This window comes from Litchfieldia alkalitelluris (genome assembly GCF_002019645.1).
Lineage (GTDB): Bacteria > Bacillota > Bacilli > Bacillales > Bacillaceae_L > Litchfieldia > Litchfieldia alkalitelluris.
This window is the reverse complement of sequence record NZ_KV917374.1, coordinates 2988214-3013467: the sequence shown is the minus strand read 5'-3', so window position 1 is coordinate 3013467 and position 25254 is coordinate 2988214. Positions and strand designations below refer to the sequence as shown.

The 25254-nt window shown below is 34.5% G+C and carries 31 protein-coding genes; 8 read left to right on the top strand and 23 right to left on the bottom strand.

Annotation, left to right across the window (positions count from 1 at the left end):
- Positions 1 to 12: 12 nt before the first annotated feature.
- The 4 genes from BK579_RS14035 to BK579_RS14020 all read right to left on the bottom strand — a co-directional run bounded on the left by BK579_RS14035 (position 13) and on the right by BK579_RS14020 (position 4612).
- Positions 13 to 903: an AAA family ATPase gene (locus tag BK579_RS14035; RefSeq protein WP_078546454.1), complete on the bottom strand. Its 891-nt coding sequence runs from the start codon at positions 901 to 903 to the stop codon at positions 13 to 15.
- Positions 904 to 1081: 178 nt separating this feature from the next.
- Positions 1082 to 2323, bottom strand: coding sequence for a DHH family phosphoesterase (locus BK579_RS14030; protein WP_078546452.1), 1242 nt, complete (start codon positions 2321 to 2323; stop codon positions 1082 to 1084).
- A 620-nt stretch (positions 2324 to 2943) separates the two neighbouring features.
- Entirely contained in the window at positions 2944 to 4158 is a 1215-nt protein-coding gene (locus tag BK579_RS14025) for an MFS transporter (RefSeq protein WP_078546450.1), read from the bottom strand.
- A gap of 130 nt (positions 4159 to 4288) precedes the next feature.
- Positions 4289 to 4612 carry a hypothetical protein gene (locus BK579_RS14020; RefSeq protein WP_078546448.1) on the bottom strand — a complete coding sequence of 108 codons (324 nt, stop codon included), beginning with the start codon at positions 4610 to 4612 and terminating at the stop codon, positions 4289 to 4291.
- Between the two features lie 167 nt (positions 4613 to 4779).
- Here BK579_RS14020 and BK579_RS14015 point away from each other — a divergent pair, with 167 nt between their 5' ends.
- The gene (locus tag BK579_RS14015) at positions 4780 to 6147 is read left to right on the top strand and encodes an MATE family efflux transporter (protein WP_078546446.1); all 1368 of its coding nucleotides are present in this window, start codon (positions 4780 to 4782) and stop codon (positions 6145 to 6147) included.
- An 18-nt stretch (positions 6148 to 6165) separates the two neighbouring features.
- Here the strand turns inward: BK579_RS14015 and BK579_RS14010 are convergent, their stop codons facing one another.
- The 7 genes from BK579_RS14010 to BK579_RS13980 form a co-directional block, all read right to left on the bottom strand.
- Entirely contained in the window at positions 6166 to 6996 is an 831-nt protein-coding gene (locus BK579_RS14010; protein ID WP_078546444.1) for a deoxyribonuclease IV, read from the bottom strand.
- A gap of 42 nt (positions 6997 to 7038) precedes the next feature.
- Entirely contained in the window at positions 7039 to 7674 is a 636-nt protein-coding gene (locus tag BK579_RS14005; protein WP_078546442.1) for a TVP38/TMEM64 family protein, read from the bottom strand.
- 121 nt (positions 7675 to 7795) lie between these two features.
- Positions 7796 to 7978, bottom strand: a complete 183-nt coding sequence (locus BK579_RS14000; RefSeq protein ID WP_078546440.1) for a hypothetical protein — start codon at positions 7976 to 7978, stop codon at positions 7796 to 7798.
- 104 nt (positions 7979 to 8082) lie between these two features.
- The gene (locus BK579_RS13995) at positions 8083 to 8361 is read right to left on the bottom strand and encodes a hypothetical protein (protein WP_078546438.1); all 279 of its coding nucleotides are present in this window, start codon (positions 8359 to 8361) and stop codon (positions 8083 to 8085) included.
- An 81-nt stretch (positions 8362 to 8442) separates the two neighbouring features.
- Positions 8443 to 9273: a TerC family protein gene (locus BK579_RS13990; protein ID WP_078546436.1), complete on the bottom strand. Its 831-nt coding sequence runs from the start codon at positions 9271 to 9273 to the stop codon at positions 8443 to 8445.
- Positions 9274 to 9407: 134 nt separating this feature from the next.
- On the bottom strand, positions 9408 to 10067 hold the full coding sequence (gene bshB2 / locus BK579_RS13985; protein ID WP_078546434.1) for a bacillithiol biosynthesis deacetylase BshB2: 660 nt from the start codon (positions 10065 to 10067) through the stop codon (positions 9408 to 9410).
- Positions 10068 to 10089: 22 nt separating this feature from the next.
- Positions 10090 to 10434: a YojF family protein gene (locus BK579_RS13980; protein WP_078546432.1), complete on the bottom strand. Its 345-nt coding sequence runs from the start codon at positions 10432 to 10434 to the stop codon at positions 10090 to 10092.
- A 177-nt stretch (positions 10435 to 10611) separates the two neighbouring features.
- Here BK579_RS13980 and BK579_RS13975 point away from each other — a divergent pair, with 177 nt between their 5' ends.
- Positions 10612 to 10842 carry a hypothetical protein gene (locus BK579_RS13975; RefSeq protein ID WP_078546430.1) on the top strand — a complete coding sequence of 77 codons (231 nt, stop codon included), beginning with the start codon at positions 10612 to 10614 and terminating at the stop codon, positions 10840 to 10842.
- 139 nt (positions 10843 to 10981) lie between these two features.
- On the opposite strand, the gene BK579_RS13970 is transcribed toward BK579_RS13975, so the two are convergent.
- Complete coding sequence (locus tag BK579_RS13970) at positions 10982 to 11248, bottom strand: phosphocarrier protein HPr (protein ID WP_078546428.1); 267 nt, start codon at positions 11246 to 11248, stop codon at positions 10982 to 10984.
- A 76-nt stretch (positions 11249 to 11324) separates the two neighbouring features.
- Positions 11325 to 12134 carry a DNA-formamidopyrimidine glycosylase gene (mutM, locus tag BK579_RS13965; RefSeq protein WP_078546426.1) on the bottom strand — a complete coding sequence of 270 codons (810 nt, stop codon included), beginning with the start codon at positions 12132 to 12134 and terminating at the stop codon, positions 11325 to 11327.
- Positions 12135 to 12453: 319 nt separating this feature from the next.
- Here mutM and BK579_RS13960 point away from each other — a divergent pair, with 319 nt between their 5' ends.
- Positions 12454 to 12999, top strand: coding sequence for a hypothetical protein (locus tag BK579_RS13960; RefSeq protein ID WP_078546424.1), 546 nt, complete (start codon positions 12454 to 12456; stop codon positions 12997 to 12999).
- A gap of 659 nt (positions 13000 to 13658) precedes the next feature.
- On the opposite strand, the gene BK579_RS13955 is transcribed toward BK579_RS13960, so the two are convergent.
- The 6 genes from BK579_RS13955 to BK579_RS13930 all read right to left on the bottom strand — a co-directional run bounded on the left by BK579_RS13955 (position 13659) and on the right by BK579_RS13930 (position 18625).
- Positions 13659 to 13898 (bottom strand): hypothetical protein, encoded by a 240-nt coding sequence (locus BK579_RS13955; RefSeq protein WP_078546422.1) that lies wholly within the window; start codon positions 13896 to 13898, stop codon positions 13659 to 13661.
- A 92-nt stretch (positions 13899 to 13990) separates the two neighbouring features.
- Entirely contained in the window at positions 13991 to 14191 is a 201-nt protein-coding gene (locus BK579_RS13950) for a hypothetical protein (protein WP_078546420.1), read from the bottom strand.
- Positions 14184 to 14717 carry a Rieske 2Fe-2S domain-containing protein gene (locus BK579_RS13945; protein ID WP_078546418.1) on the bottom strand — a complete coding sequence of 178 codons (534 nt, stop codon included), beginning with the start codon at positions 14715 to 14717 and terminating at the stop codon, positions 14184 to 14186. Before BK579_RS13945 ends, BK579_RS13950 begins: the two co-directional genes overlap by 8 nt.
- 46 nt (positions 14718 to 14763) lie before the next feature.
- Entirely contained in the window at positions 14764 to 15306 is a 543-nt protein-coding gene (locus BK579_RS13940) for a 4Fe-4S dicluster domain-containing protein (protein ID WP_078546416.1), read from the bottom strand.
- A gap of 25 nt (positions 15307 to 15331) precedes the next feature.
- Positions 15332 to 17455, bottom strand: a complete 2124-nt coding sequence (gene fdhF, locus BK579_RS13935) for a formate dehydrogenase subunit alpha (protein ID WP_078546414.1) — start codon at positions 17453 to 17455, stop codon at positions 15332 to 15334.
- A 15-nt stretch (positions 17456 to 17470) separates the two neighbouring features.
- Positions 17471 to 18625 (bottom strand): MFS transporter, encoded by a 1155-nt coding sequence (locus BK579_RS13930; RefSeq protein ID WP_078546412.1) that lies wholly within the window; start codon positions 18623 to 18625, stop codon positions 17471 to 17473.
- Between the two features lie 221 nt (positions 18626 to 18846).
- Between BK579_RS13930 and BK579_RS13925 the strand changes: the two genes are divergently transcribed.
- A complete protein-coding gene (locus BK579_RS13925; RefSeq protein WP_169891145.1) occupies positions 18847 to 19557 on the top strand; it encodes a class I SAM-dependent methyltransferase in 711 nt (236 codons plus the stop codon).
- Positions 19558 to 19589: 32 nt separating this feature from the next.
- On the opposite strand, the gene BK579_RS25640 is transcribed toward BK579_RS13925, so the two are convergent.
- From BK579_RS25640 to deoD, 3 genes are all read right to left on the bottom strand, one after another.
- On the bottom strand, positions 19590 to 19733 hold the full coding sequence (locus BK579_RS25640; protein ID WP_169891144.1) for a hypothetical protein: 144 nt from the start codon (positions 19731 to 19733) through the stop codon (positions 19590 to 19592).
- Positions 19734 to 20582: 849 nt separating this feature from the next.
- On the bottom strand, positions 20583 to 21482 hold the full coding sequence (locus tag BK579_RS13920) for a M15 family metallopeptidase (RefSeq protein WP_407936275.1): 900 nt from the start codon (positions 21480 to 21482) through the stop codon (positions 20583 to 20585).
- A 109-nt stretch (positions 21483 to 21591) separates the two neighbouring features.
- The gene (gene deoD, locus BK579_RS13915; protein ID WP_078546405.1) at positions 21592 to 22296 is read right to left on the bottom strand and encodes a purine-nucleoside phosphorylase; all 705 of its coding nucleotides are present in this window, start codon (positions 22294 to 22296) and stop codon (positions 21592 to 21594) included.
- Between the two features lie 166 nt (positions 22297 to 22462).
- Between deoD and BK579_RS26750 the strand changes: the two genes are divergently transcribed.
- From BK579_RS26750 to BK579_RS13905, 4 genes are all read left to right on the top strand, one after another.
- Positions 22463 to 22588: a hypothetical protein gene (locus BK579_RS26750; RefSeq protein ID WP_268876467.1), complete on the top strand. Its 126-nt coding sequence runs from the start codon at positions 22463 to 22465 to the stop codon at positions 22586 to 22588.
- A gap of 30 nt (positions 22589 to 22618) precedes the next feature.
- Positions 22619 to 22741: a hypothetical protein gene (locus tag BK579_RS26420; RefSeq protein ID WP_235848428.1), complete on the top strand. Its 123-nt coding sequence runs from the start codon at positions 22619 to 22621 to the stop codon at positions 22739 to 22741.
- 136 nt (positions 22742 to 22877) lie between these two features.
- Positions 22878 to 23699: a glycerophosphodiester phosphodiesterase gene (locus BK579_RS13910; RefSeq protein ID WP_078546403.1), complete on the top strand. Its 822-nt coding sequence runs from the start codon at positions 22878 to 22880 to the stop codon at positions 23697 to 23699.
- Between the two features lie 56 nt (positions 23700 to 23755).
- The gene (locus BK579_RS13905; protein WP_078546401.1) at positions 23756 to 24898 is read left to right on the top strand and encodes a DUF2515 family protein; all 1143 of its coding nucleotides are present in this window, start codon (positions 23756 to 23758) and stop codon (positions 24896 to 24898) included.
- Between the two features lie 52 nt (positions 24899 to 24950).
- Here BK579_RS13905 and BK579_RS13900 read toward each other — a convergent pair whose 3' ends face one another.
- Positions 24951 to 25127 (bottom strand): YozD family protein, encoded by a 177-nt coding sequence (locus BK579_RS13900; protein WP_078546399.1) that lies wholly within the window; start codon positions 25125 to 25127, stop codon positions 24951 to 24953.
- Between the last annotated feature and the right edge of the window lie 127 nt (positions 25128 to 25254).

Genomic DNA, 25254 nt, shown 5'->3' with positions numbered 1-25254 from the left:
AGCTTAAACTCCTTATTGGAAAAGCGTCTCTGCAATGTTTTCAATAGCAACCTTTTCACGATCGTCTTCTAGCTTTTCAATAATTCCCCTCTTAATCGCTCGGAGTGGTGGCATATAAGCTGCCAAATCGCATGTATCTATTAATGCTCTTATGGATGCAGCTTCTTCTGACACATGACCGTTTTTAACTTGTGTAATTAAGTCGGAAGATAAGGTAACAAAGGTATCAATCAGTTTCTCATCCTTTAAAATTGACTGTTGCAATAATACCTCTTTAAGAGTGGCACCTTGTATATAAGGAACATCTATAACTACAAAACGGTTTTTCAATGCTTCATTAAGTGGAACTGTACCCACGTAGCCCTCATTAATAGCTGCAATAACACCAAAGCCTTCTGCTGCTTTTACCACTTCCCCAGTAAAGGGATTTGTGATCATTTTCCGATAATCTAACACACCATTTAAGATCGGCAATGTTTCTGGTTTAGCCATGTTAATTTCATCAATATATAGTAAATAGCCCTTATTCATAGAATTAACGACAGGACCTGGTACGAAATCAATAGCTGTCTTTCCTTCTCTTTCACGGATTGTTTTAAATCCAAGTAATGCTTCTGCATCAAGGTCAACAGAACAGTTCACACTGTACATAGGTTGTGAAAAGAGATAGGACAATGTCTCGGCCAACTTTGTTTTACCAGCACCAGTTGGTCCTTTTAGCAACACATTTTTTCCAAGACTCAATGCAATCATTGCATCTGTCATCACTGATAAATTTGATGCAGTGTAACCACTTGAGCCGATCAGCATTTGATCTTCCTCATGGTATCTATTTTCTTTACGTTTATCAATCATTTGTTGAATCTCTTGAGGAAGCTTTAACTCATCTATATTTAACGTCATATAACAATTTCCTTTCGACTTACAATACTTTTATGAATACCCTTAGTATTCTACAAAAAAAGAGATATAACTGCAAAGTATATACATTAATAAACCAATCGAAATAGCGTAAAAATAAAAAAATGCCGCAAATGGTAAGTTCATTTACGGCATCAGCAGAGTGGTTACTAGTGACTTTCTAGTTTAACAATTTCTTTGATGCTAAACTTCGATTCTCGTCCAGATTTCCTCTTATTTCAGGTTCTTTTTTGTCTAGTACTTCAGCTAAAAATCCTATTAGGTAGTTATCAAAGGCTAATCCACTAGAAAAATGCCTTTTAACAAATTTTTCAGCATCAGAATAGGTTTCAAAGACAGGTTCTAACAGCTGTTTATTTTGATAAATTTTCCAGTTCCCTTTCTCTGTATAAAACACATACGTTTTCAAGTGATCTCTATTTATATAAAGCGACCCTTTTAGCTCTCGTAAATTCAACTCATTTTTTGGAGCATCCATTTGTACAGCAGAAAGCGGAAAAACATCTTTTACAAAGATATTAAAGGCCTCCTCATCAATTGAACAGCCTGATGCTTTTGGATGGCCACCGCCTCCAAATTTTTGGGCGAATTTAGATACGTCCACTTCATCATATATTGTTCGAAAACCAATCTTCTTTGTTCCAACATTAACCATTGCTATTAGATCAATATGTGGATTTAACTTTGCTAATGCATTTCCTAACTCTGATAGGTATTGTTCAGCATGAATAACCCCTACACAATAGTCATCAACAAAGATTTGTGCCATTTGTCTATTTTTCGAAAAAATATAGCGTTCAATTTTCTTCTCTTCTAGATCTAAGATTAATGTCTCTTTATCGGAAAGCTCAAAACCTTCGGGGTTCTTGACTCTTTCTAACATTTCCTTTTCAAAATGTTCAAGACCTAGTATGAAAAATAAATCATTTAACCTCTTTGCTTCTTTATTGTCATTCGCTTCCCATTCCCATGTATCATACTGTCTAACAAGTTCGACAAATTCGTCTAATGCTTTTGTCGCTTCAATCATATTACGTTCAATTAAGTATTCATAAAATAAAGAAGTTGCAGAGGTTTTTTTACCATTTTCATATTCAGCTTGGACAAATCCCCAGTCATAGTTGTTAAAGTGCATTGCAGTGACATGATGGTCCACCATTTGTACATGACCCTGATTTTTAAAGCGTTCCTGTAATTTCTTTTCTACATCTTTTCCTACAGCCAAATCTGTTATGTATACTTGTGCGTTTTTATTCTCATTATTATCGATGAATTTTGAAACTCGTTCATTTAAATTTCGATATGAGCAATATGCTACATTTGCTTTATCTTCAAAAGCGATCTTAGCAAGAAGACCACAGCCTAATCCATCTAAGTCACTATCCGTGAATAACATATTCATATTAATCATCGCTCCCTTCATGTTATAGTGTTTAACATATTTCCATTTTAATACTTTAACATCATTCGTAAATAATTATCCACTCACACACTTATTCTAGACCTATTCTATAGTCCGTAGAACTAATACTCATATAGAGGTCTACCCTGAAAAAAGAAATGCGGAAGGCGCTCGTTCATCGGCGACAGGCATAAGACAAGACGGCTAGAAGGTTGCTCTTTAACCTTCTAGATGGATTGACTTATGATCCCGAGCCGATAGCGCCTGGAGCTAGACACTAAGCTAAGTATAATTTTTCATACTCCATGGTGCTAATTTTAATTAGCATGGACGTCTACCCTGAAAATAACTTAGTTTGCGGAGTTCCATGAGCTGTGATCCATTTTTCAGATACTCTATTTTCATAATCCGTGTTGCTAAACAAATTTAGTTTTGAACTCTACTCTGAAATAACTGAGGTGCCGAATTTCTATCACTGCGATCCACTTGGTTTCCGCTTTTCCATACAGGCTGAACAAACAAATTTCATGATCTATGGTGAGAATTGATGCCGTGAACAGATTTTAAACAAAAATAAAAGGACTGTTATAGTCCCTTTATTTTTTCTATTTTATTATACACTATAATCTTTCAGACTGAATGCTTGTATTCTCGATGATTGGGGTTTTTGTATATTTTACAGTTAGTACTAGTACGAGCAATAGAGATAAGCTCCCAAATACTAAGGCCATTTTTTGTAACCCGATGGTATCAAGAAATAGTCCTGTACCCAGAAGGACAATCTGAAATAAAACTCTGTCTAGCATGTTTCTAAACGAGAAAAATCTACCATGGAATTCTTTAGGTATCTTTGTTTGGAATATAGTTGCTGCAATTGGGAAGAAACAACCTAATCCAATACCTAATAAACCGAAAGATAGTAAGGCCATTATTTTTATATCAGCAAAGAACAGGACCAATTCTGAAATGGCTATAATGAATGCGAAAAAGAACATTAACTTTATTTCGTCTCTTCCCTCTGAAATTCGCTTAACTAAAAATGTTCCAAGCATAAAACAGATTCCTTCAGCAGCATATAACCAACCTTTAATTGTTGGATCATTTTGAATCTCACTGATATTAATAACCATTAAGTTTATTCCACCAATAAATAACAATGGAACACATGTTAATACCAGTACTGTCATAACAATTGGAAGACCTTTTAAAATAGGTAATACATCAGTGAATCCGGATTTCTTTTTAGAGGACTTATCGACAACTATTTCTTTAGGCTCTTCTTCTATAGTTAATAAGAAAGTTGAAAGGAATAATAAAGCATAAGCAATCATCGAAAATAAATACAAAGAATTCAAGCTCATAACTACTAGCATGGCACCTGCAACTGCTGTACCTAATACCCTAGCAACAGTTGACACATTCATATGAATCCCATTCATTTGCAATAATTGTTTATCCTTAACAACTAAAGGAATGACTGATTGTAATGCAGGGAAATAAAATGCTGCAGATAATTGGAGAGCGATCATGAACATAACCATCCACATAATCTCTCCATACTGTATAGCCAAAAACATAAAACATACACTGAATGTTCTTCCTAAACCTGCATAAAGTAAAACCTTTTTCTTGCTATATGAATCTATCATTCTTCCAGCAAGAGGTCCAACTAATACACCTGCTAAAAGACCTGTAAATAAAATGAGTGATTTATGAAAATCGGATGGAACATATTGTTGCATAAATTCTAGGTTTCCTATAATACCTATCCACAACCCCAAACCGGCTATGAACTCTCCGCCTAATATGATCCAAACATTTCTGTTTTTCCACATGTTGATTTCTCCGTTCTTAAAAATATAATCTCCTTTTATCATATCAGGATATTATATTTTTCGCCACGCGAAATGTTTTTCTAGTTAACTTATTTTTAATTTAATTAAATATTTTCTTGTGATAAATTTTTCACTCTAAGAAACGCTCTATTGTTAGCCAAGAATATAATCTGATTGCAGGATTAAGCAAAAGAACAATAGCTATTACACTAAAAAACTCACCAATAATTAATAATACAAGTGCAGCAATAACTGCTATCACACTTAAAAATGTACTATATGGCCCATTAATTGGTTCATTTCCAACAAACAAAGTATGAAATCCTTTTAACGATTTGGAATAACAGGAATCATGATAACAAGCTAATGAAAAAAAATAAGTTGTTACAACGAGATTATCTTTTTGCTTAATTTCCATTGAACATTTCTCACAAAAAATTGATTCTTGCTTCATTCATCTCTCCTCCTATTTGGTTTGGCAATTAAATTATATAATAGATTTTGATAAGTAGTTACATTATTTGGATGATAAATGCTTCAATTAACTTTCTGTTAAATAACTAAAATGAGTAAGATGTGTTATAATTCATTGGTTAGAATTTAACAGTGAGGATAAAACACATGGAACAAACCTTTTCATACAAGCAAAAAACAAGTTTATTTTTAAAAATTCTAATACCAATTCTTATCACGCAACTAGGTTTATTTGCCATGAACTTTTTTGATGTGGTAATGTCAGGGCGTGTAAGCGCAAATGATCTTGCCGGAGTGGCCATTGGTTCTAGCTTATGGGTACCTGTATTTACTGGGTTAAGTGGAATCCTACTTTCGATCACACCAATTGTTGCTCATTTAATTGGAGCAAAGAAGCAAAAAGATGTCTCATTCTCGGTCATTCAAGGAATATATCTTTCTGTATTCATCTCAATCTTGGTGATTATTTTAGGATTTTTTGTAGTAGAGCCAATATTAAACTATATGAAACTAGAGCAGTCAGTCCACCATATCGCTAAACATTATTTACTCGGATTAAGCTTTGGTATTATTCCTTTATTTGTTTATACTGTTTTACGTGCCTTTATAGATGCACTAGCTCAAACAAGAGTAACCATGATAATTACTTTGATTGCATTGCCCATTAATGCATTACTAAATTATTTATTGATATTCGGTAAATTTGGATTCCCGAAACTTGGTGGTATTGGTGCTGGTTATGCAACAGCTATTACCTATTGGTGTATAACAGCTATTACTGTTTATATAATTTATAAAGTATCACCCTTTTCTACTTATCAATTATTTAAAAAATTTCACCGTTTTGCTTTTACAAAATGGAGAGAAATCCTAAAAATAGGAGTCCCAATAGGATTCGCTATCTTCTTTGAGACAAGTATTTTTTCTGCTGTGACATTATTGATGAGTTCATTTAATACTATAACAATTGCATCACATCAAGCTGCTCTTAACTTTGCATCATTTTTATATATGATTCCTTTAAGTGTTTCGATGGCTTTGACAATTGTTGTAGGCTTTGAAGTTGGTGCAAAGAGGTTAAAAGATGCTAAAACATATAGCTTTTTAGGAATTGCTATAGCTGTTATTGTCTCTGCCCTAAGTTCAGCAGTTATTTTCATACTTAAAGAGCAGGTTGCTGGTCTTTATACAGTTGACAAGGAAGTATTAATACTCACACAGCACTTTCTAATTTACGCTATTTTCTTTCAGTTATCAGATGCGATTCAAGCTCCAATCCAAGGAGCATTACGTGGTTATAAGGATGTAAATGCTACTTTATATATGTCTTTTATTTCATATTGGGTCATTGGTTTGCCCTTAGGGTATGTATTGGCAACTTATACATCGCTTGGAGCTTTTGGCTATTGGATTGGTTTAATAGCAGGTTTAGCTGCAGGAGCATTATGTTTATCTCTACGACTAATGGTTCTTCAGAAATCCTATGCAACAAAAAACAACGAAGCAGTTTATTAACTACTTCGTTGTTTTTAATTATAAATAATTATTTTTGATTAATTCTATTTCATTTTGATGAGTGAAATTGTTTGAAGTAGGAGTCTCTAGAATTAAAGGTAAATTTCTTAGGAGTTTTGAACCAAGAAATTCTTTCATTTGTGCCTTTTCTATATGTCCATTATGAATATTAGCGTGTCGATCTTTCATAGAGCCGCTTGGATACATAGAGTTATTTAAATGAATAGCTTTTAAGTGTTCAAAATACCCTATCTGAGTTCCCTTCTCTTCAATTTCTAACCAGTTGTTTCCCGTCCACAATCCACTCGCAAATCCATGACATGTATCAAAACAAAAACCGATTTTCTCTGGAAAATCAACTAAGTTCCGTACTTGTACTAACTCTTCGAAGGTTGTTCCTGCAGGTCCACTTTTACCCGCATTGTTTTCAATTAACAATAAACACTTTCCATGCCATAAATCGCAGACAATATTCAAAGTCTCAATCATTAACAAATAACCCTCTAAAGGATCCTTTGAGTTTTTACTGACACCAAAATGGACAACTACCCCTATTGATTGACATGCTTCAGCAATTTCTAAATCATTTACTAATGATGCTACAACTTTATCTCTTTCAGAACCCTTGGACGATAAATTTGTAGGATATGGTGTATGAGCGATCGAAGACATGTTATTTTCCTTACAATAGGAAGCACATGCAAATGCATCCTGTTCACTAAATTCTTTTACACTCAGACTTCGGGGATTTTTAGGAAAGTATTGAAATGAACTACCACCAATATCTTTAGCTGTTTTGGCAGCAAGTAAATAACCTTGTCGAATACTTATATGAGCACCTAAATTCATTATTTCACCATCTTATAGTAATTTTTTTATTAATATAAACGATTAATTGAACCCCTGTGCTCTCTTATTTTGACTCCACTTTTTATATATAATAACAATAGAGGCAATAAAAATAACATAACATAGTATTCCTATCATCAGTTTCTCAAAAGATGCAAATAGCTGATTTCCTATATACGCGTATAAAAACATTCCCGGAATTTTCCCCAACATGGTTGCAATTGTATATGTTCTTATACGTATTTTACTAATCCCCGAATAAATAGTCACAACCGGTGGAGGAACAATTGGGATAAGACGTGAAAATAATATAGCTATAAACGCATTCTCCTTAATTAAACGGTGAAAACTGATAATCCTTTTTGACTTTTTCAAATAAACCTCTATTGAAATGTTAAACATATATCTTGCAACTAAGAAGATAATAATAGCTGCCGCCACTGAACCAAACCAATTTATTAACGCACCTATAATTAGCCCGTATTTGGCCCCCATAATCCCCGCAAATAATGTAAAAGGAATGACTGGTATGATTGATAAGAATGTTGATATCAAGAACATCCATGGTAGTTGTTTTGTATCACTATGCTCAATCCAAGCCAAAATCTCTATATGATAAACATAAAAAAAATAAAACAGTAAAAGATAGCCAATTATCACAAACATCCACTTTTTCATTTTAGAACCTCATTAATAAATGTGTTACAAATTAGTATTCCAAACAGTTTGCTTTTTAATATAGGCGCAAGCAAAAAAGAGCGATATACTATATCACTCTTTGGCTCAAAATACAGGATATTTAATTAAAATATGAGACTAAATGTGCTGCTCTCCATAATATTGTAATGGAAATTGCACTAATACAAGAAATACTTAAAACTTTTAAAGCTGTTCTCTGAGATCCTTTTAACATATTATACGATATAGAAACTGCTAAAATTAAGATAAAGATTAAAGAAATTTCCATGTATATATTCATCATAAAAATACCTCCTTAGTAAGAAATCCTGTTTGAGATATTTTAATGAGCCAATTTTATATAAAAACTATTATATAAGAAAAAAAAGAAATAGTATATCGATATTTTTAACCATTTAATGATTGTTGAATTTCTGCCATCACTTCAATATGTAAATCTACTAATCTACATTTTGAAATCGCATCTAAGTGTGAATGATTTATCCTCTTAACTGCAATATAGAACTTTTCAGCATAATTCTTTCTAAGTCTAGGATGTGTTAGTTCATCTCTTAAATCTGTTTCAATGGTTTGAAGTAGAGTTTTTTTTGCATCCACACCATCTAAATTCCGATTATTCCAAAGTAGGCTGTACTGTGCAAGTAGTTCATCAAAATCATAGTTCATTTTATTTCCTCCCAACTGATTCGCTTATTAGCGATAAAAAGTGCCAGACTTTTACCCTTTGTCTGACACCTTTTTAAAAAATTATCTTTGCTTTAGGAGATCTTCTTCCTTTTCAAGCGCTTCTTCTGTTTCATCACTTTTCGGTAGTGGTCCTATATCCTTACTTAGGAACCAGCCCCCTAGAGCTATACCAACTAAGATGATCCAAAATGTAATTTTCCAAGCTGGCAGTTTCGGAAATCCTTCATATAAGATCCCTAGTGCTGGATGTGCCAAAGTATAGACAGCTAATTTAACACCAACCCAACCAACAATTAAGAAAGCTGCTGTTTCTAAACCTGGTTTGCGATGTAATAATTTTACAAAGTAAGTTGCAGCGAATCTCATAATAATTAAACCGATAATACCTCCTGCAAGAATAACAAGAAAATGACCACCATCCATTCCACCTATTTGTGGTAAGGTTGTCAGTGGTAAAGTCACAGCGAGTGCAACAGCAGCCAAAATGGAGTCAACGGCAAAAGCAATATCTGCAAGTTCCACTTTTAGCACTGTCATCCAGAAACCAGATTGCTTTTTGATCGGTTTATCAGTGGTTTCATGCTCATCATCATGAGGTTTTTTTAATACGAATTTTTTAACAAGGTGATTTACGGCAATAAATATTAAGTAAATAGCCCCGATTGCTTGTACTTGCCATACATCAACTAAAAATGAAATAGCGAATAGGGAACCAAATCGAAATACAAACGCCCCTGCTAATCCATAAAATAGAGCTTTTTTACGTTGGTCCTCTGGTAAATGTTTTACCATGATTGCCATAACCAATGCATTATCTGCAGCCAGAATACCCTCTAATGCGATTAAAACGAGAAGTACCCATCCGTATTCTAATAGAAGTCCAATATCCAACGAAATACCTCCTTTGCATCCTTACTTATATTCTTCTCTATTTTCGCAAGAAAATAACCTTCATCTTTTAGGATAAAGGTTATATAGAGCAAACATCAATTTAGCAATATTTTCAATGTATATTAATAACAGATTTAGAAGCGATAAGTATAATACCCTTCTTCTTGTAGCCATTGAATTGCTTCTTCATTGTTTTCTTGCAACTGTTTCTTTAGATTTGCTATTAGGCCTTCTGTTTGAGATTTATGTGCAGCAATAGCTTCAAGCTTCACATCAAAGACATCAGAAACGTCAAACACTACATCAGGTTCTCCAAGATTTTCAACCGTGTTTTTAGAGAATGCTTTGCAATAAACTAATGGTCTTTCGTCTACCTTTAGACGTTTTACAGCATTGATTGTTGCTTCTCCACATGCGTCATGGTCGGGATGGACTGCATAACCAGGGTAAAATGTAATGATTAATGAAGGTTTTATTTCTTTTATCACTTTTTCAATCGTATCCGCCAGAACATCTAAATCTTCAAACTCGAGAGTTTTATCTCTTAGACCAAGTAGCCTTAAATCATTTATTCCCATCACTTTGCACGCATCTTGGATTTCCTTTTTTCTAATTTCAGGTAATGTTTCTCTATTTGCAAAAAATGGTTTCCCCATATTTCTGCCCATTTCTCCTAAAGTTGCACAAACGTATGTAATTGGAACTCCCTTTCGTGATTGCTTGGCGAGATATCCTGCTGTTCCGAATGCTTCATCATCCGGATGAGGAAATACAACTAGTATATGTTCTTTCATTACTCATTCTCCTTTTTCCCACTTAAAAAGGGTTTTTACTTAATTGAAATGCTACAGCTAATCGACCTTCAGTATCATGACCTGCAAGAAGAAGACGGTCATGCTCGTCAATATGATAATCAGTGAGCCCTTCGGCATAAATCCAGCCTAGGCTTGTCTTCAAACCAACTCTATAAGGACCAGCGCCAGTAATCTTACCCAAGGAAAATGAAATAAGAGCATTTCGAATATATGCACCAACATTCATCTTCGTTGCATCGTTATGAGCAGCATATGCTCCATTCGTTGTTTCTAAATGTAAGTATAATTCAGTGTTTACTAATTCATTTAGTTTCTTTTGTACATCTTCAACGGTAATTGTCTTCAACTTAAATCCTCCAAACAATTGTTGTATTACTAATTTTATATTTATTTTAATAAAACTTCCATCAAAACAACTTCATCCAAGCAAATATATAATTATTTAACTTTATAACAACTGGTATAATTTTCTTTTCTAAGGAGAAATTAAAGGTAATTATTAGAAATTGGAGGTGTTTTCCCTATGGAACTTACTAAGAATATGGAATTTAAACTCACAAAAAAGTTTATACCAAATTTTTGTAATGCAAAAACATTAAAAATTGTTGATTTTAATGATTCCACAGTAAGAATAGAAATGGAAGATGCAAGAAGCTGGGGCGTATTTCCAAAGTTACAATTCTTATCATTAATTCGGACAGGAGCCCTTGTAAGTGTGAATGACATAGTTGAACAACAAGGTGATACAGCATAAGAATTACATACACAATATACTCTAGATAAACGAAAGGGCTGACAATCATTTAACCCTACTTTATAACTTATAGTAGGTTAAAGACGGTCATCCCTTTTTAACATCTTGTATGTATTATTCGATTGTAACGATCAGAAGATTACTCTCCAAGACCCTCGGACTTTAATACACCTTCTATTGCCGTTAATGCCTCTTCAGCATCATTTCCTTCAGCTGTTACTAAAATCTCAGATCCCTTAGGAACTCCTAACGACATTACACCCATAATTGACTTTAAATTAACAGATCTACCATTAAATGAAAGTGAAATATCAGATTGGAATTGTCCTGCTTTATTTACTAACATTGTTGCTGGTCTTGCGTGTAAACCAGAATCACTAGTTATCTTAAATGTTCTTTCTGCCACATTAATTCCTCCTTTCTATTGTCTTCATTTTAATATTAGAAAAAACCGAAGTAATAAGCAAGCCTTTATGACAATTTTATTTTTGACAACTTGGACAAAAATATGTCTTTCTTGATGATATTACTTTTTTCTCTAGTTTTGATCCACAACGAAGACAATTCTCATTATCTCGATCATAAACCTTACAACGATTATTATAACCGCCCGTTAGTGTATCATCCTTATAAAGCGGCATCTCAATATAGCCGCCTGATTTAATGGCAAAGACTAACACTGATTTGATTGCTGAAAATAAATTTTCCCTTTCCTGATTATTTAGTTCATTTAGTTTTCTTGTTGGCAATAGCTTGGCTTCAAAACAAATTTCATCAGAATAACAATTCCCAATACCGGCTAAAAATGATTGATTGGGCAGAGTTGTTTTTAGAATTCCCTTTCGTTTATGAATTAATTTCTCAAAAGATTCAAAGGTGAAATCAGGTGATAAAGGATTAGGTCCTAGCTTACTTAGTTCTTGTTCAGCATCATCTTTTGAAAATAGGTGTAAAAAACCTAGACGAAGTCCGATAAAATAAAGATTACTTTTTGAAAAAGAGATAATGATTTGCTTTGATCTGTCTGGTTGGTCTTCACTAGTCCCAAAATACATTAAACCGCCTAACATGAGATGAAGTAATAAACATTTCTCATTTTCCAAATTGAATAATAGGTATTTTCCTCTCCGTTCAATGCTGATAACTTTGTTTGCAAGTAGGGTTGTTGCAAATAAATCTACTGACACGTTAATTGATTTCTCTCTATTTATAACAACAGATGTTATTTCTTGATTAATAATTCTTTCACTAAGTAGGTTTCGATAAGTTTCCATCTCGGGTAACTCTGGCACTATATCATCTCCTATCTAAGATTTCTATCCTGAAAATTACTGGGGTAGTGGAGTTCCATGAGCTGCGATCCATTCACGGAATACCGCGCGATGGTCCATGAGCCTCTTCCTCGTCGTTTTGGTTCCTTGTGGGGTCTTACGTTAAACTATGGAAGACATTTTTCATACTTCATGGTGCTATATAATCTTTTTAGCGTGATTGTCTAACCTTATCATCGGCAAAGATTCTATAATTAATGTATAAGAATTCTTTAATGTGAGATAACTCACTATCTCCACTCTAATTTATTGATAAAATTATTAAAAAAGGGGTGTTTGAATGTTATCAGCGTTAATAAAATACGAAAAAGAAATCGAGCCTCTTAGCTTACTATCTCTCGATAAAGACAACCTGAAACATCATGGAAACAAAATAATTATTCTCTATAAAAACAAAGAAATTTCAACTCTAACAATAAAACATAATGAGGTTTTCGTTTCATTTTCAGGTAATTTATCGTTTGACGAATTTTCAATCATAAATAAAGTAATTAATCGTATTCTCTCTATTAATGAGGCTTATATTGATGATAAAAATAGCTTATTAGGCTATTTACAAGATGGTACTCATGCATATATTTATACTAATTGGAGTTCATGGGTATTTTTTATAAACGAAGCAAAATTTAAAACGCTAGAGGGCAATAAAGTTATCGTTAAAAATAATCAAGAACAAGAGCTTGGTTCTGGTCTTCTTATAGATTATACGTTTGAGGTTTGTTCTTCTAGTTTAATCACTTTTAATAGATGTACTCTTATTACAACATTAGGTGAAAGAACGTTTACAGGTAGTCAGCTTACGATTGTACCTACAGATAGATGGTAAAGTAAGAGCATTTTAAATTAAACATAGCAAGACTGGTTTCAAATTGGAATTACTATTACCCTGAAAAATAACTTAGGTTGGTGAGTTCCACTCGCTTTTCGCGAGCCGGCCCGTAAGCCTTTTCGTCGCTTCCTGAGCTCCTGCGGGACTCACGAGACCGCTAGAACCCGCAGGCTGTTTTTTGGGGTATACCTCATGTTAATAAATATTCGCACCATAAAGAAGTAAGGAGATACATTTGGGGCAACTAAATTATAGAGGGCTTCCGCTTTGTTGTCACTTCAGCAACTGGAGCATAGAGGGTCTATGGTTCACTTCCGCCTAGTTTTTTCCTTAGCGACTGGATCATAGTGGGCCTATGATTTACTTCCTCCTTGCTTTCGCTTTGGCAACTAAATCATAGAAGGCCTATGATTCACTTCTTCCTTGTTTTTGCCTTGGCAACTAAATCATAGAGAGCCTATGATTCACTTCCTCCTTGCTTTCGCCTTGTCAACTAAATCATAGAGAGCCTATGATTCACTTCGTTCTTGTTTTCACTCTAGCAACTGGAGCATAGAGGGTCTATGATCTAGTTGCTTCTTGTTTTCACTCAGGCAATTGCATTTTAGAAGGCCTACGGTACATTTCCGTTTTCCTTTCCGCGGAGTGAGTCCGCGTTAAGATAATCTACTTATTTCATCTAATAATTGTCTTGATCGCTTTGCGTTTCCTTCGGCAAAATTACGTAGTCGTAATTTTAATTCTTCATTGTCATGAATTCTTTCTGCGGTAATCATGTATGTTCTCATTAATTCTGTTTCAGTTTCACATGTCTTTTTTAGGAAATCCTTTAATGGCTCATTTTCTAACAAATCCTCATGATTATGATCTCTATCAAAGTCTAATTCATGATTCATTAGTTCACCCACCCTTCTATAAATAGATTCAACATCCTTCCAAAAATTATACAATTTAAAAACCCACTCTTTTCTAAGAGTGGGTTAACTGTCTACTTTTCATTACTGTATTCTAATCTTCGCCAATAAAAATAACTAATTAGTGCTATGATTGAAGATATCAGAGCGAAAATCGTATTCCCAAATACATGATTATACTCTAAACCGAAATATGCTTCAATTGTAAAATGTAACATCACTACATTAACAGCTAGAGTGACTAAAATAATAACCCAACACATTTTTTTAGCCATGGCGAATTTTCCTTCCAACCGCATAGATGACATCATCTAAGAGCTCGAGCTCAATTAATGGTAGTTCTCTCTGTGGTGGTCCTGCCACAGGGTGTCCATTATTTACATCAAAGAACCCTCGGTGACATGGACAGAGTAGAACATCTTGTTCCTTTTCATAAAAAACTGGACACTGAAGGTGGGTACACTTATTATTATACGCCTTTAAGTTTCCCTCTTTTGTGTGAACAAGGATAGCTGGTTCTTGATCAGTAGGATAGTTAAAATTAATAGATTCTCCCTTACCTACTTCAGAGAGTTTGCCGATCTTCACTTTTACGGGTTCCTCATCTCCATCATTTAACATCGCTTTGATAGAAAATGGTAATGTTGCGACACCGAGAGTTACAGACGCTGCTACAGCAGTTTTTAAAAATGAACGGCGATTAAATTTCAAATCGTTCTGTCGATCAATATTATCAACTAAATTAACCATATCATCACTAGTATCTTTCTGATTACGGCTTAGTTTATTTTTCTCACTCATCACTCTGCCCCCTTCTTTTGTACTTCTTGCATGAGTGGGTTTTTAATTAGTCAGAGTATACACCAAAGAACTCTGGAACATATTGCCACTTATTACCTTCTTGTGGTTTTTTTCCTTCAACAAGGTTCATTTGAGTTCTCTTTCTTCTTAATGCCTGCATCTCGTCAAAGTCTATAAACCTAATTGCATCACTTGGACAAACAGAAGCACACATTGGTGCAATATCATGTTTAGAACGGTCATAACACATATCACATTTATACATTTTATTTTCTTCGAAATCGAATTTTGGTATTCCAAATGGACAGCCAAACGTACAGTTACGGCATCCAATACATTTTTCTTCCATTGCTGAAAGAACAACACCCTCTTCTGTTATTTGGATTGCATTTGCTGGACAAACTCTCGCACATGCTGGGTCTTTGCACTGCATACACAGCATCGGAAACGTTTGTCTACTTTCCATAAAATCAACATATTCAACATAGTTTCGTTCCTTTGCATCATGGTCTCCACACTCGCGGCACGCTGCCTGACAAGAACGACAACCAATGCATCTCTCAAATTCTAAATACATTATTTTATTCATGTTGTTTCGCCTCCTTTTCTAAAGCTTAAACCTTCTCTATTTTCACAGCGCACACTTTAAATTCTGGCATCCTAGACGTTGGATCTAGGCTTGGGTTTGTCAGCTTATTTACAGAAAGCTCTTTCCCCCAATGGTACGGTACAAAGACTGTATCTTTTCTAATTGCTTTGGTTAGTTTTACATCTAAAATCATTTCTGATCTTGGAGTGATAAGTTTTACTTTATCTCCGTTAGATAGATTATATTGACTTGCAAGCTCCGGGTGCATTTCCGTATATGGCACTGGACATTGCTCCATTAAAAAGTCAACACGTCTAGTTTGACTACCTGATAAATAGTGGAAAACCACTCTTCCTGTTGTTAAAATGTGTGGGTACTTACTACTTGGAATTTCCCCAGGTTCCTTCCAAGCAACTGCCGGAAGGTTTGCTTTACCATCTGGTGTACCGAATTTTTCTTTAAACATTGTTGGTGTCCCTGGATGATCTTCTGAAGGACATGGCCAGAACACCCCATCCTCTTTATCAATACGTTCCCACGTTATTCCATAATAATCGGCTTTTCCACCTTTAGTTGCTATCCGGAACTCTTCAAATATTTCTCTTGCATTTTTATAAGAGAAATGAGGTTCTTTCCCCATTCTTTTCGCAATTGCACACATAATTTCCCAATCGGTTTTTGACTCACCAAGTGGCTCACATACTTTACGAATACGTATAACTCTTCCCTCAAGATTTGTTGTTGTCCCTTCATCTTCAGCCCACGATGTTGCTGGGAGAACAACATCAGCAAATTCAGCTGTTTCTGATAAGAAGAAATCACTTACAACCATGAAATCTAGCTTTTTAAAGCCTTCCCAAATGTATTCTACATTTGGAGCTGACACAGCAGGATTACTACACATCACGTGCATCGCACGAATGTTCCCGTTTTGGATTTCATCAAACATTTCATATGCTGAAACACCAGGTCCTGGCATATCTTTTGGATCGATACCCCAAACGCTTGAAATGTACTTAACAGCTTCAGGATCTGTAATTTTTCTATAACCTGGAAGTAAATCAGATTTTTGCCCATGTTCACGGCCACCTTGACCATTCCCTTGTCCGGTGAAAGTGGCAACACCTGAGGCGAATTTCCCAATTTGCCCTCTTAACAATGCCATTGAGGTATACAGTGAAACATTATCTACACCTTTTGATTGTTGCTCAGCACCACGTGCAAACATAACAACTGATTTTTCAGACATTCCATAAATATGCGCTGCCTTAATAATCTTATCTTTATCCACACCAGTAATCTCTGATGTTAATTGTGGTGTCCAATGCTTCACCGATTCCTTAAGTTCTTCAAAGTTATTACAACGCTCACTTACATATTGATTATCCACATATCCTTCACGGATTAATAAATGAAGAATACCATTTGCTAAGGCAGAATCTGTTCCAGGTTTAAGGTCCAAATGAACATCTGCCACTCTAGCTGTTGGTGTTTCTCTAGGATCGGCAACAATTAATTTCGCTCCCTTGTCCTTTGCTTTCCAGAACCATTGAATACTAGTTGGATGACATTCAGCTGTATTTGATCCTGCAATAAAAAAGCAATCTGAATGCTCAAGTTCAGTCCAAGGTAACGTTGATCCTCTATCGATACCTAATGTTTTTAGCGCTCCACCCGCTGCTGAACTCATACAGAATCTACCATTATAGTCTATATATTTAGTACCTAGTGCAACCCTCGCGTATTTACCTACTAGATAGCACTTTTCATTCGTCATTGAAACTCCACCAAAAACCGACAGTGAATCTTTGCCATATTCCTTTTGGAGCCTTTTATAATTAGACTCAATAACATCTAAAGCTTCTTCCCATGATGACTCAACAAACTTACCATTCTTCTTGATAAGTGGCTTAAGAATTCTTTCTTTATGGTCGACCGTTTGATAAGCAGTTACTCCTTTTGGACACATTTTCCCTTTAGTAACAGGCCAGTCGTAACGTGGCTCAACACCGACAACTTTCCCTGATTTTTCATTTACGCGAATATGCATCCCACACTGCATTCCACAGTAACAACAATGGGTAGTAACCAGCTTTTCTCCGGGTTTAACTAAATTTTTAACGCCTTCTTTTACTAAATACTGACTCATCTATTTCTCCCCCAGTTACTTCACGATTTCATTTTTTTCTTTTTCCGGTAAATTATAAAATTCATCTGACCTTCTTTTCCCAAATCCAGACATATGAATATCGTTTAATGTATTAATAGGTGCATATGGATTTCCTGGTACAGATTCAATATTCAATTGTTTCATTACTCTGATTCTTCTTCTACATGGAAGGCAATAATCAGCTAAATAGGAACCATCATCAAGCTTTAAATCAAAGCTTTGAACATTTAAAATCTGTTTAACATCTGCAATTTGATCATCACTACTATAAGGACTACCGCACTTTTTACATTCTCTTGTATCAACTTTTAGTGTCTCTTGGTAGTTCATTGGTACTGCTGTTGCCAGTGGTCTAATTGGAAGGTGAAATAGTTTTCCATAAGGAAAATAGATTAACATAATTACTACAGTTACTTGATGAACCAGTGTTAGGTAGTGATGCATCCAGCCACCTAGAAAATGGTATGAAACGGTTAATACTAGCCCAGATACTGTAACAGCAAGTAATATATATAGCGGCAGTAAATCGAACTCAACTCTTTGTGTCACTCTGACATCCTTATTAACCAACCTTCTAGCAAGAGCCATACTTACACCAATCAATACCATCAATGCGGTAATATTTAAACCGTTATAAACTAACTCCGCGAATAGTCCATGTGCAGCCATTTTCATAGTTGGGATATTAAACGCAACTATTTGATAAGTTTCTGGGTCAATGAGATCAAATCGTAACCATCCAAAGGTTAATCCGAACGTAATAGCAAATGACCCAATACATCCCCAAGCAATTAAAAAATGTTGAACCCCTCTATAAATACCTCTTTTGAAAATGAATTTTTGTAAAATAATGTTTTCAACGAGTGTTATTAAAATTGATTTAACATTTCTCTTAACCCTTTTTTGCTTCTTCATATTAGTAAAGCTTCTTTTAACTATTTGGGCAGTTGCGGGTCTTATAAGAAATGAACTTATTCTAACCGTTAACCCAATTGCGAAAATAAAAGACGAAATGATATAACCCATTAAAGCCATATCAATGTCTGTAAACATGTCCGTACTTAGCCACATTGAAAGAAATAAGATTAACGTTACGATAAATACATGCATACTTGTCTTAGAATAGAAAGAACGTTCAAACGTTTTCACATATTGTCACCCCAGTCATAAATTGAAAGCATCCTTTTAAATCATTAGTGCTTGTAATTAAATCTAATTGTATATGACTAATGGACCATCCACTGTGAAGAACGTCACACCAAAGTTTGACCGTTTTGTGACAGCATAATTTCAGAGTACAACGGTAAAATCGATTACATATTAATAACTTCTTGCATAGGATGGGTATATCCAAAGTAGAGGTGAATCAGATGAATAAATATTTAGACTTTCTAGCTTTATTTGGGATTGGCGGAGCCCATCCTGGAGGATTTAATTTAACAAAAAAAATCTTTCAATTGGAAAGATTAAAAAGTTCAACAATGGTGCTTGATATAGGTTGCGGTACAGGTCAGTCAGCTGCTCATCTAAAACATAAATACAATTGTGAGGTCACTGCAATTGACAGTCACCCTCTTATGCTTCAAAAGGCAAAATCACGTATGGAGACTCTAGGACTTGATGTGAAATTATTTGAAAATAATGCGGAAGATTTAACTTTTGGGGATAATCAATTTGATTATGTGTTATCGGAGTCTGTTTTATCATTTACGAAGGCTGAAAAATCTTTAAAAGAAATATCAAGAGTGCTGAAGCCCGGAGGCATACTAATAGCCATTGAGATGACAAACGAGGGAAACTTAACAAATGATCAAAAGAAGGAATTGCAAAGTTTTTATGGAATCAAGCAAATATATGATGAACTAGAATGGAAACAAACAATAAAGAAGGCTGGTTTTTCAGAGGTCAAAGTAAAAGATGATCAGTTTATGCTGACAGACGAAAATGAGGTAAACGGTTCAGAATTTCAATTATCACCAGACATCCCCCCAAAATATGTTGAGATACTTGATCAGCATGAATTTTATACATTAAAATACAAAAATCAGTTAGGTTATCGAATATATAGATGCGTTTTATAAGACAGGAATCTAGGTAAAAGTCATTGACTTAACTAACTTTGAATGGTTATTTTTGGATAGCTAGATTTATAACTAATTTCTTTAATTATTGACTTGCGAGGTTTACAGATACTCACATTAATACCTTTATCTTTTAATTGTAAGGCAAGTTCACGAATTGTTTTTTTTTCAGTCATTTGATCACTCCTTACACAAATCATACCACTTTTTGTACAAAATAAAACCATAAAAAGCAAAAATACGTAAAAAGAATCATAAAACTTTACATTAAAGAATATATTTTAATTTTGATGTTCTCCAAGTCATCTAATTCCAATAACGTATACATTTAGCGAATCGACTCACTAGCCCAAGTATTTGCTGGCTAGACCCCAATGCTAATAAAAATTCGCACCATGGCAAGAAAATAGTACTTACTAAGTGTGGAATGTGCGGAGAGCCACCTGACTCCTGCTGGATCTAGCGGTCTCGTGAGACCCCGCAGGAGCTCAAAAAGCGACGAGCTCACGGACCACCCCGCCGGAAAGCAGGTGAATCGCAGCTCATGGAACTCCGCTAACTAAGTTATTTTCAGGGTACACCTCAATGCTAATTTTATTAGCACCATGGAGGATGAAAATGTTTTGTTCCCTCAGTGTGGAGGGAGAGCAACTGACAACTACTGATCTTTCGGTCTCGTATATCTTTCATTCCCTTTGTTGAGCTTTTGGCATGAGAAAGGGAATGAAACAACGCTTTTCATTCCCTGTGTTGAGCTTTTGGCATGAGAAATTGGAATGAAACAATGCTTTTCATTCCCTTTGTTGGGCTTTGGGCATTAGTAAGGGAATTGGGACTCTCCGACCTAGGTATTTTCAGTGTAGACATCTATGCTAATTAAAATTAGCACCATGGAGATTGAAAAATTATACTTAGCTTAGTGTCTAGCTTCAGGGTAGCATAAATAGTAAAAGGCTGACACTTTGAATTACACCCAAATTGCTAGCAAAATATAAGGTGTATTTCATCAAGTCAGCCTTCTAAACCTAAATCTTCTTAACCTTTTCAAAATACTCTTCCAAGGTTATATCATTTTCAAAGATTGTTTTCGCAATCTCTTTCCCAACATATCGCACATGCCATGGTTCATATTGATATCCCGTGATATCTTCTTTTCCTTTAGGATACCTGATAATAAATCCATATAAATGAGCATGCTTTGCTAGCCATTTCCCTTCTTTTGTATCGCCAAATTCTTCAATCAATTGGGTATTTACTGCTTTACTACTTATATCCATAGCTAGTCCTGTTTGATGTTCACTTTGTCCAGGAAGTGCTACAAGTTGATTAGCTAGGTCAGCTTCACCTGTCTTACGAACCTGCGCATTATATATTGCTTCTTGAGTAACATAAGAGCGATATCCAGATACAGCATATATCTCAATATTAGCCTTCTCTGCACCAGCAAATAATTCCTCTAAAGCACTAGCTGCCTCTGCCCTTATATATCGTTTTGGAACATCTTGATTACCAAAAGAAAACGGAACATCTGGAGTGACAAGATTATTCGGAATATAATTGCTCGGTAACGTATAATCCTTATTAACTAGTGACAATATGTTTTCAGGATTAATAATAATAGCCAAACCGTCATCTATGTTCGTTTCATTAAAATACTCTTCATCTAATACCCATTCATCCTCGACAGGTTCTTCTGTGTCCTCTAGCTCATTATCTTCCTGTGCACTTTTTTCTTCGTCCTCTTCATCAATATTTACGGAATCATTAACCTCATCAGAAGGTCTAACCTCTTCATTATCCAGTTGCGTTTGATCTTCGGTTCGGTGCTCTATGTATCTTAATAGGTTAAAATTACAACCAGTTAAACTTAGAACAAGAAGTCCTATTAAAAAGCAAAGTAGAATTCGTTTATACATTTTTTTCACCTTCATTATGGTCCTATTAGGCTGGGGTTTAATATCATGCTATTTCTAGAAACCCTAAAAATAAAAAGCTCCACCTCTTAAATACTGGCGAAGCTTTTACATCACATTACTACTTCATAATTGCTGCGTCTAGTGCTACTTCAATCATGTCGTTAAAAGTTACTTGTCTTTCTTCAGAGGTCGTTTCTTCACCAGTAAGGATGTGATCACTTACAGTTAGTACCGATAATGCTTTGCGATTAAATTTTGCAGCTAGTGTATATAGTGCAGTTGTTTCCATTTCTACAGCAAGTATACCATAAGATGCCCATTTTTCTAATTCTGCATTATCATTGTAAAACTGGTCAGCAGTGAACACGTTTCCTACCTTCAAGTTTAACCCTTTTTTAACACCTACGTCATAAGCATTTTTTAATAAGTCAAATGATGCGGTTGGAGAATAATCTACTCCACCAAAGGTTAGTCGATTCATTTGAGAATCTGTTGATGAAGTCATTGCTAAAATGACATCACGGACTTTAACATCCTTTTGAATTGCGCCACATGTTCCCACTCTTATTAAATTTTGAACATTATAACTTTGGATAAGTTCATTTACATAAATTGAAATCGATGGTACACCCATACCTGTTCCTTGTACAGAAATACGATTTCCTTTATATGTTCCCGTAAACCCTAACATTCCACGCACATTGTTGTAGCAAGTAGCATCTTCCAGAAAGGTTTCTGCAATGTATTTTGCTCTAAGTGGATCTCCAGGAAGTAAAATTGTTTCTGCTATTTCATTTGGTTTTGCTTCAATATGTACACTCACTTTTATTTCCTCCTTAACTTAAAAAGGGATTGTCCCTCTAATGAAAAAATATAACATTAAATATACCAAGTTTCAAACGATGGCAAAAAAAAGATAATATGATCTTAAACATTTTATAAGAAACCTTGGAGATAATACAAAAGACTAAGTTAAAAGGAGGAGTTTTATGTCTAAACAAAAAATGAGCAAGAAATTACAACAAGCCGTTGAATATGCAAATGAAACAAATCCAACTAGTCGAAAAGGTGGACATTTGCCAAATTCAAATCAGAAGCATAAACAAGAATCCTAGGGCTTATTTTAAGAAAGGAAGTGGCCTGCAATGGGTAAAAAACATCGAGAACGACTAACAAAAAAGAAAAATAACCATATTCCAATGAAAGATATTATTTCTGAAGAAGAAGCGCATGCAAAAGAGCACTCTGCTGAACGACGAAAGAGATAAGAATAGTTTTAGGAAGGCTGTCCAAATGAGAAAATGGCATATTCTCTCATTTTGGGACAGCCTCTTTTGTGAATTAAACTAATTTCCTGCATATGATGAAGTATAGGGTCCCATAGGAAAAGGAGTGATCTTACCTATGAGAGAAAACATTTTATACTTTATCGTGTTAATGCTTTTTATTTTTAGTACGATCCCCTTTTATGTCGAAGTAAACGAAATCAATACAAAACTTCTAAATATTGCGCACAGAGGAGCATCTGGCTATGCCCCGGAAAATACAATCTCAGCATTTGATAAAGCCATTGAAATGAACGTTGACTATATTGAGCTCGATGTTCAAATGACAAAGGATGGTTATCTTATTGTAATCCATGATCCTCAGGTCAATCGCACAACAAATGGTAAAGGATTTATTAAGGACTTGACATTGAATGAAATTAAAAGACTGGATGCGGGCAGCTGGTACAGTGATGATTTTAAAGGTGAAAAAATACCAACTTTCAAAGAAATATTAGAAAGGTATGCTGAAGATGTTGGCCTATTAATAGAAATAAAAAACCCTTCCTTATATCCAGGAATAGAACTAAAAGTCGCAGAAGCAATATCGTCATATACTTCCCTCACAAGCAGCAACATTGATATAAAAATTCAATCTTTTGACCTCACCTCACTGAAAGCTTTAAAAGTATATCTTCCTAACATTGAATCAGGACTTATTGTAAAACGATTAATAAGCTATAGAGATCTATTAAGCCTCTCAAAGAATACAGATTTTATCAATGTACAAAAACGGTTCATCTCAAGACATTTAGTCCTACAGGCACATCAACTTGGTCTTAAGATTTATGCCTGGACAATAAATGATCTACAAGATTTAAAGTTTTTACTATTATTAGGAATTGATGGCGCCATTGTTGATTATCCAGAGCTTATCTTTCAGACGAGACAAATTTACTAAAGCCACCAAAGACTGTATTACAATCAACATCCTTAAGATAAATAGGAGGCTTGTTTATGAAATGTGTTTCGTCATGTCTTAATAAGCTTAAAAGACAACTACATTCAAACGAACGGAATGAGTTAAGAGTTGCAACGAACGAAGAATTACAGCAAATCGAAAAAGAATTAAGTATCTCGATACAAAAAGAGAACAATCCTATTCTTCTTATTGAAACAGAGAGAGAAATTGTTCAAAAAATAAGGAGGAAAACGATTGAACATAATCGTAATAATATTACTCGTACAGATGCATATTTAAACTTTTATAAAGCTCACCCTGAGGTGCATTGGACGTTTTTAGCTCATATGGTATCAAGAAATGCTGGGTGGAATATGACTGATTTAAAGGGAGATATGGTTGGTGAATTAATACCTGATTCAACCAAGAAGAATTTCTTTAATTTCCTAGAAAGAGCCAATGCGTTAATTTTTCATGATGTTTATCCTCAGCTTTTACTTTATGAATATAGTAAAAAACATCGAAAGTCATATTTTCATTTATTAAAAATCTTTAATGTGTCTCTATTTATGAAACCGATATGGGAAATGTTTTTAAAAATGAAGAATTCAAAATTACTAACAGTAGCACTGATTATCAATGAACAGAATTATATTGAAGCGAGAGTAATCAATCATCCATCATTTATTGAAATCCTTGATTCAATTCAATTTAAGCTTCAAGATCTGTTAGGTTTTAGTGTTGTAGTGTTTCCTTATAATCGAAAAACGTTTTATAGAAAAACCCAGCGTCTTCTTGCAGGAATCACTGTGAGGAACTTTCAATCCTTACCTGAAAGAATTCTTATCGGTAAAAAATTATACAGTATACTTTTTCAAGACAAAAAAATTTTTAATGGAGTAACTGATTTTGCTTTTTCTAGGTATCATACCGGCTCAAGGGAAGACTATTGGGCACATATCTTTTCAAGTAACCATTTACAAAAGGGAGAATCTATTATTTATAGCCCCACTCTTGAGGAAGTATGGCCAGATATAGAGCATCAATTTGTTGATAAGAAAGACTGGTTTTCTTCTTTCGCACATTTAAATCAATTACAGAACATTCCAGTAATAAAGGATTCAGATATTACTGACGACTATATAGAGAATTTGTTGAAGATTTATTCTATTGAAAGTATAAAAAATTTAATTATATAGCAGGAAACGGAAGAAGACGACAGAAATATCTGTCGTCTTCTATCCTTTTAAACTATTCATTTTCTGAGTCTTCTTCATCAATAATACATTTTTCTATTAAGTAATCGAAGGTTATATCAGCTAAATCATCTAATTCCCCTTCTTCTGGAACATACCCTCTTTTAATGAGTTCATTGTAAAAGAACTCCGCTATTTCTTCCGTGTCAATAACGACTTCAATTTCTTTCACAATATCGTCCCCCTTTAATTTAGATTTATGTTCTTACTTGAACACTTATGCTCGTTTATTTTAGAGAGCGAAATTTAAATTATGTATAAATAGGCATAATCGAAAAACATAATCATAGAATATTAGA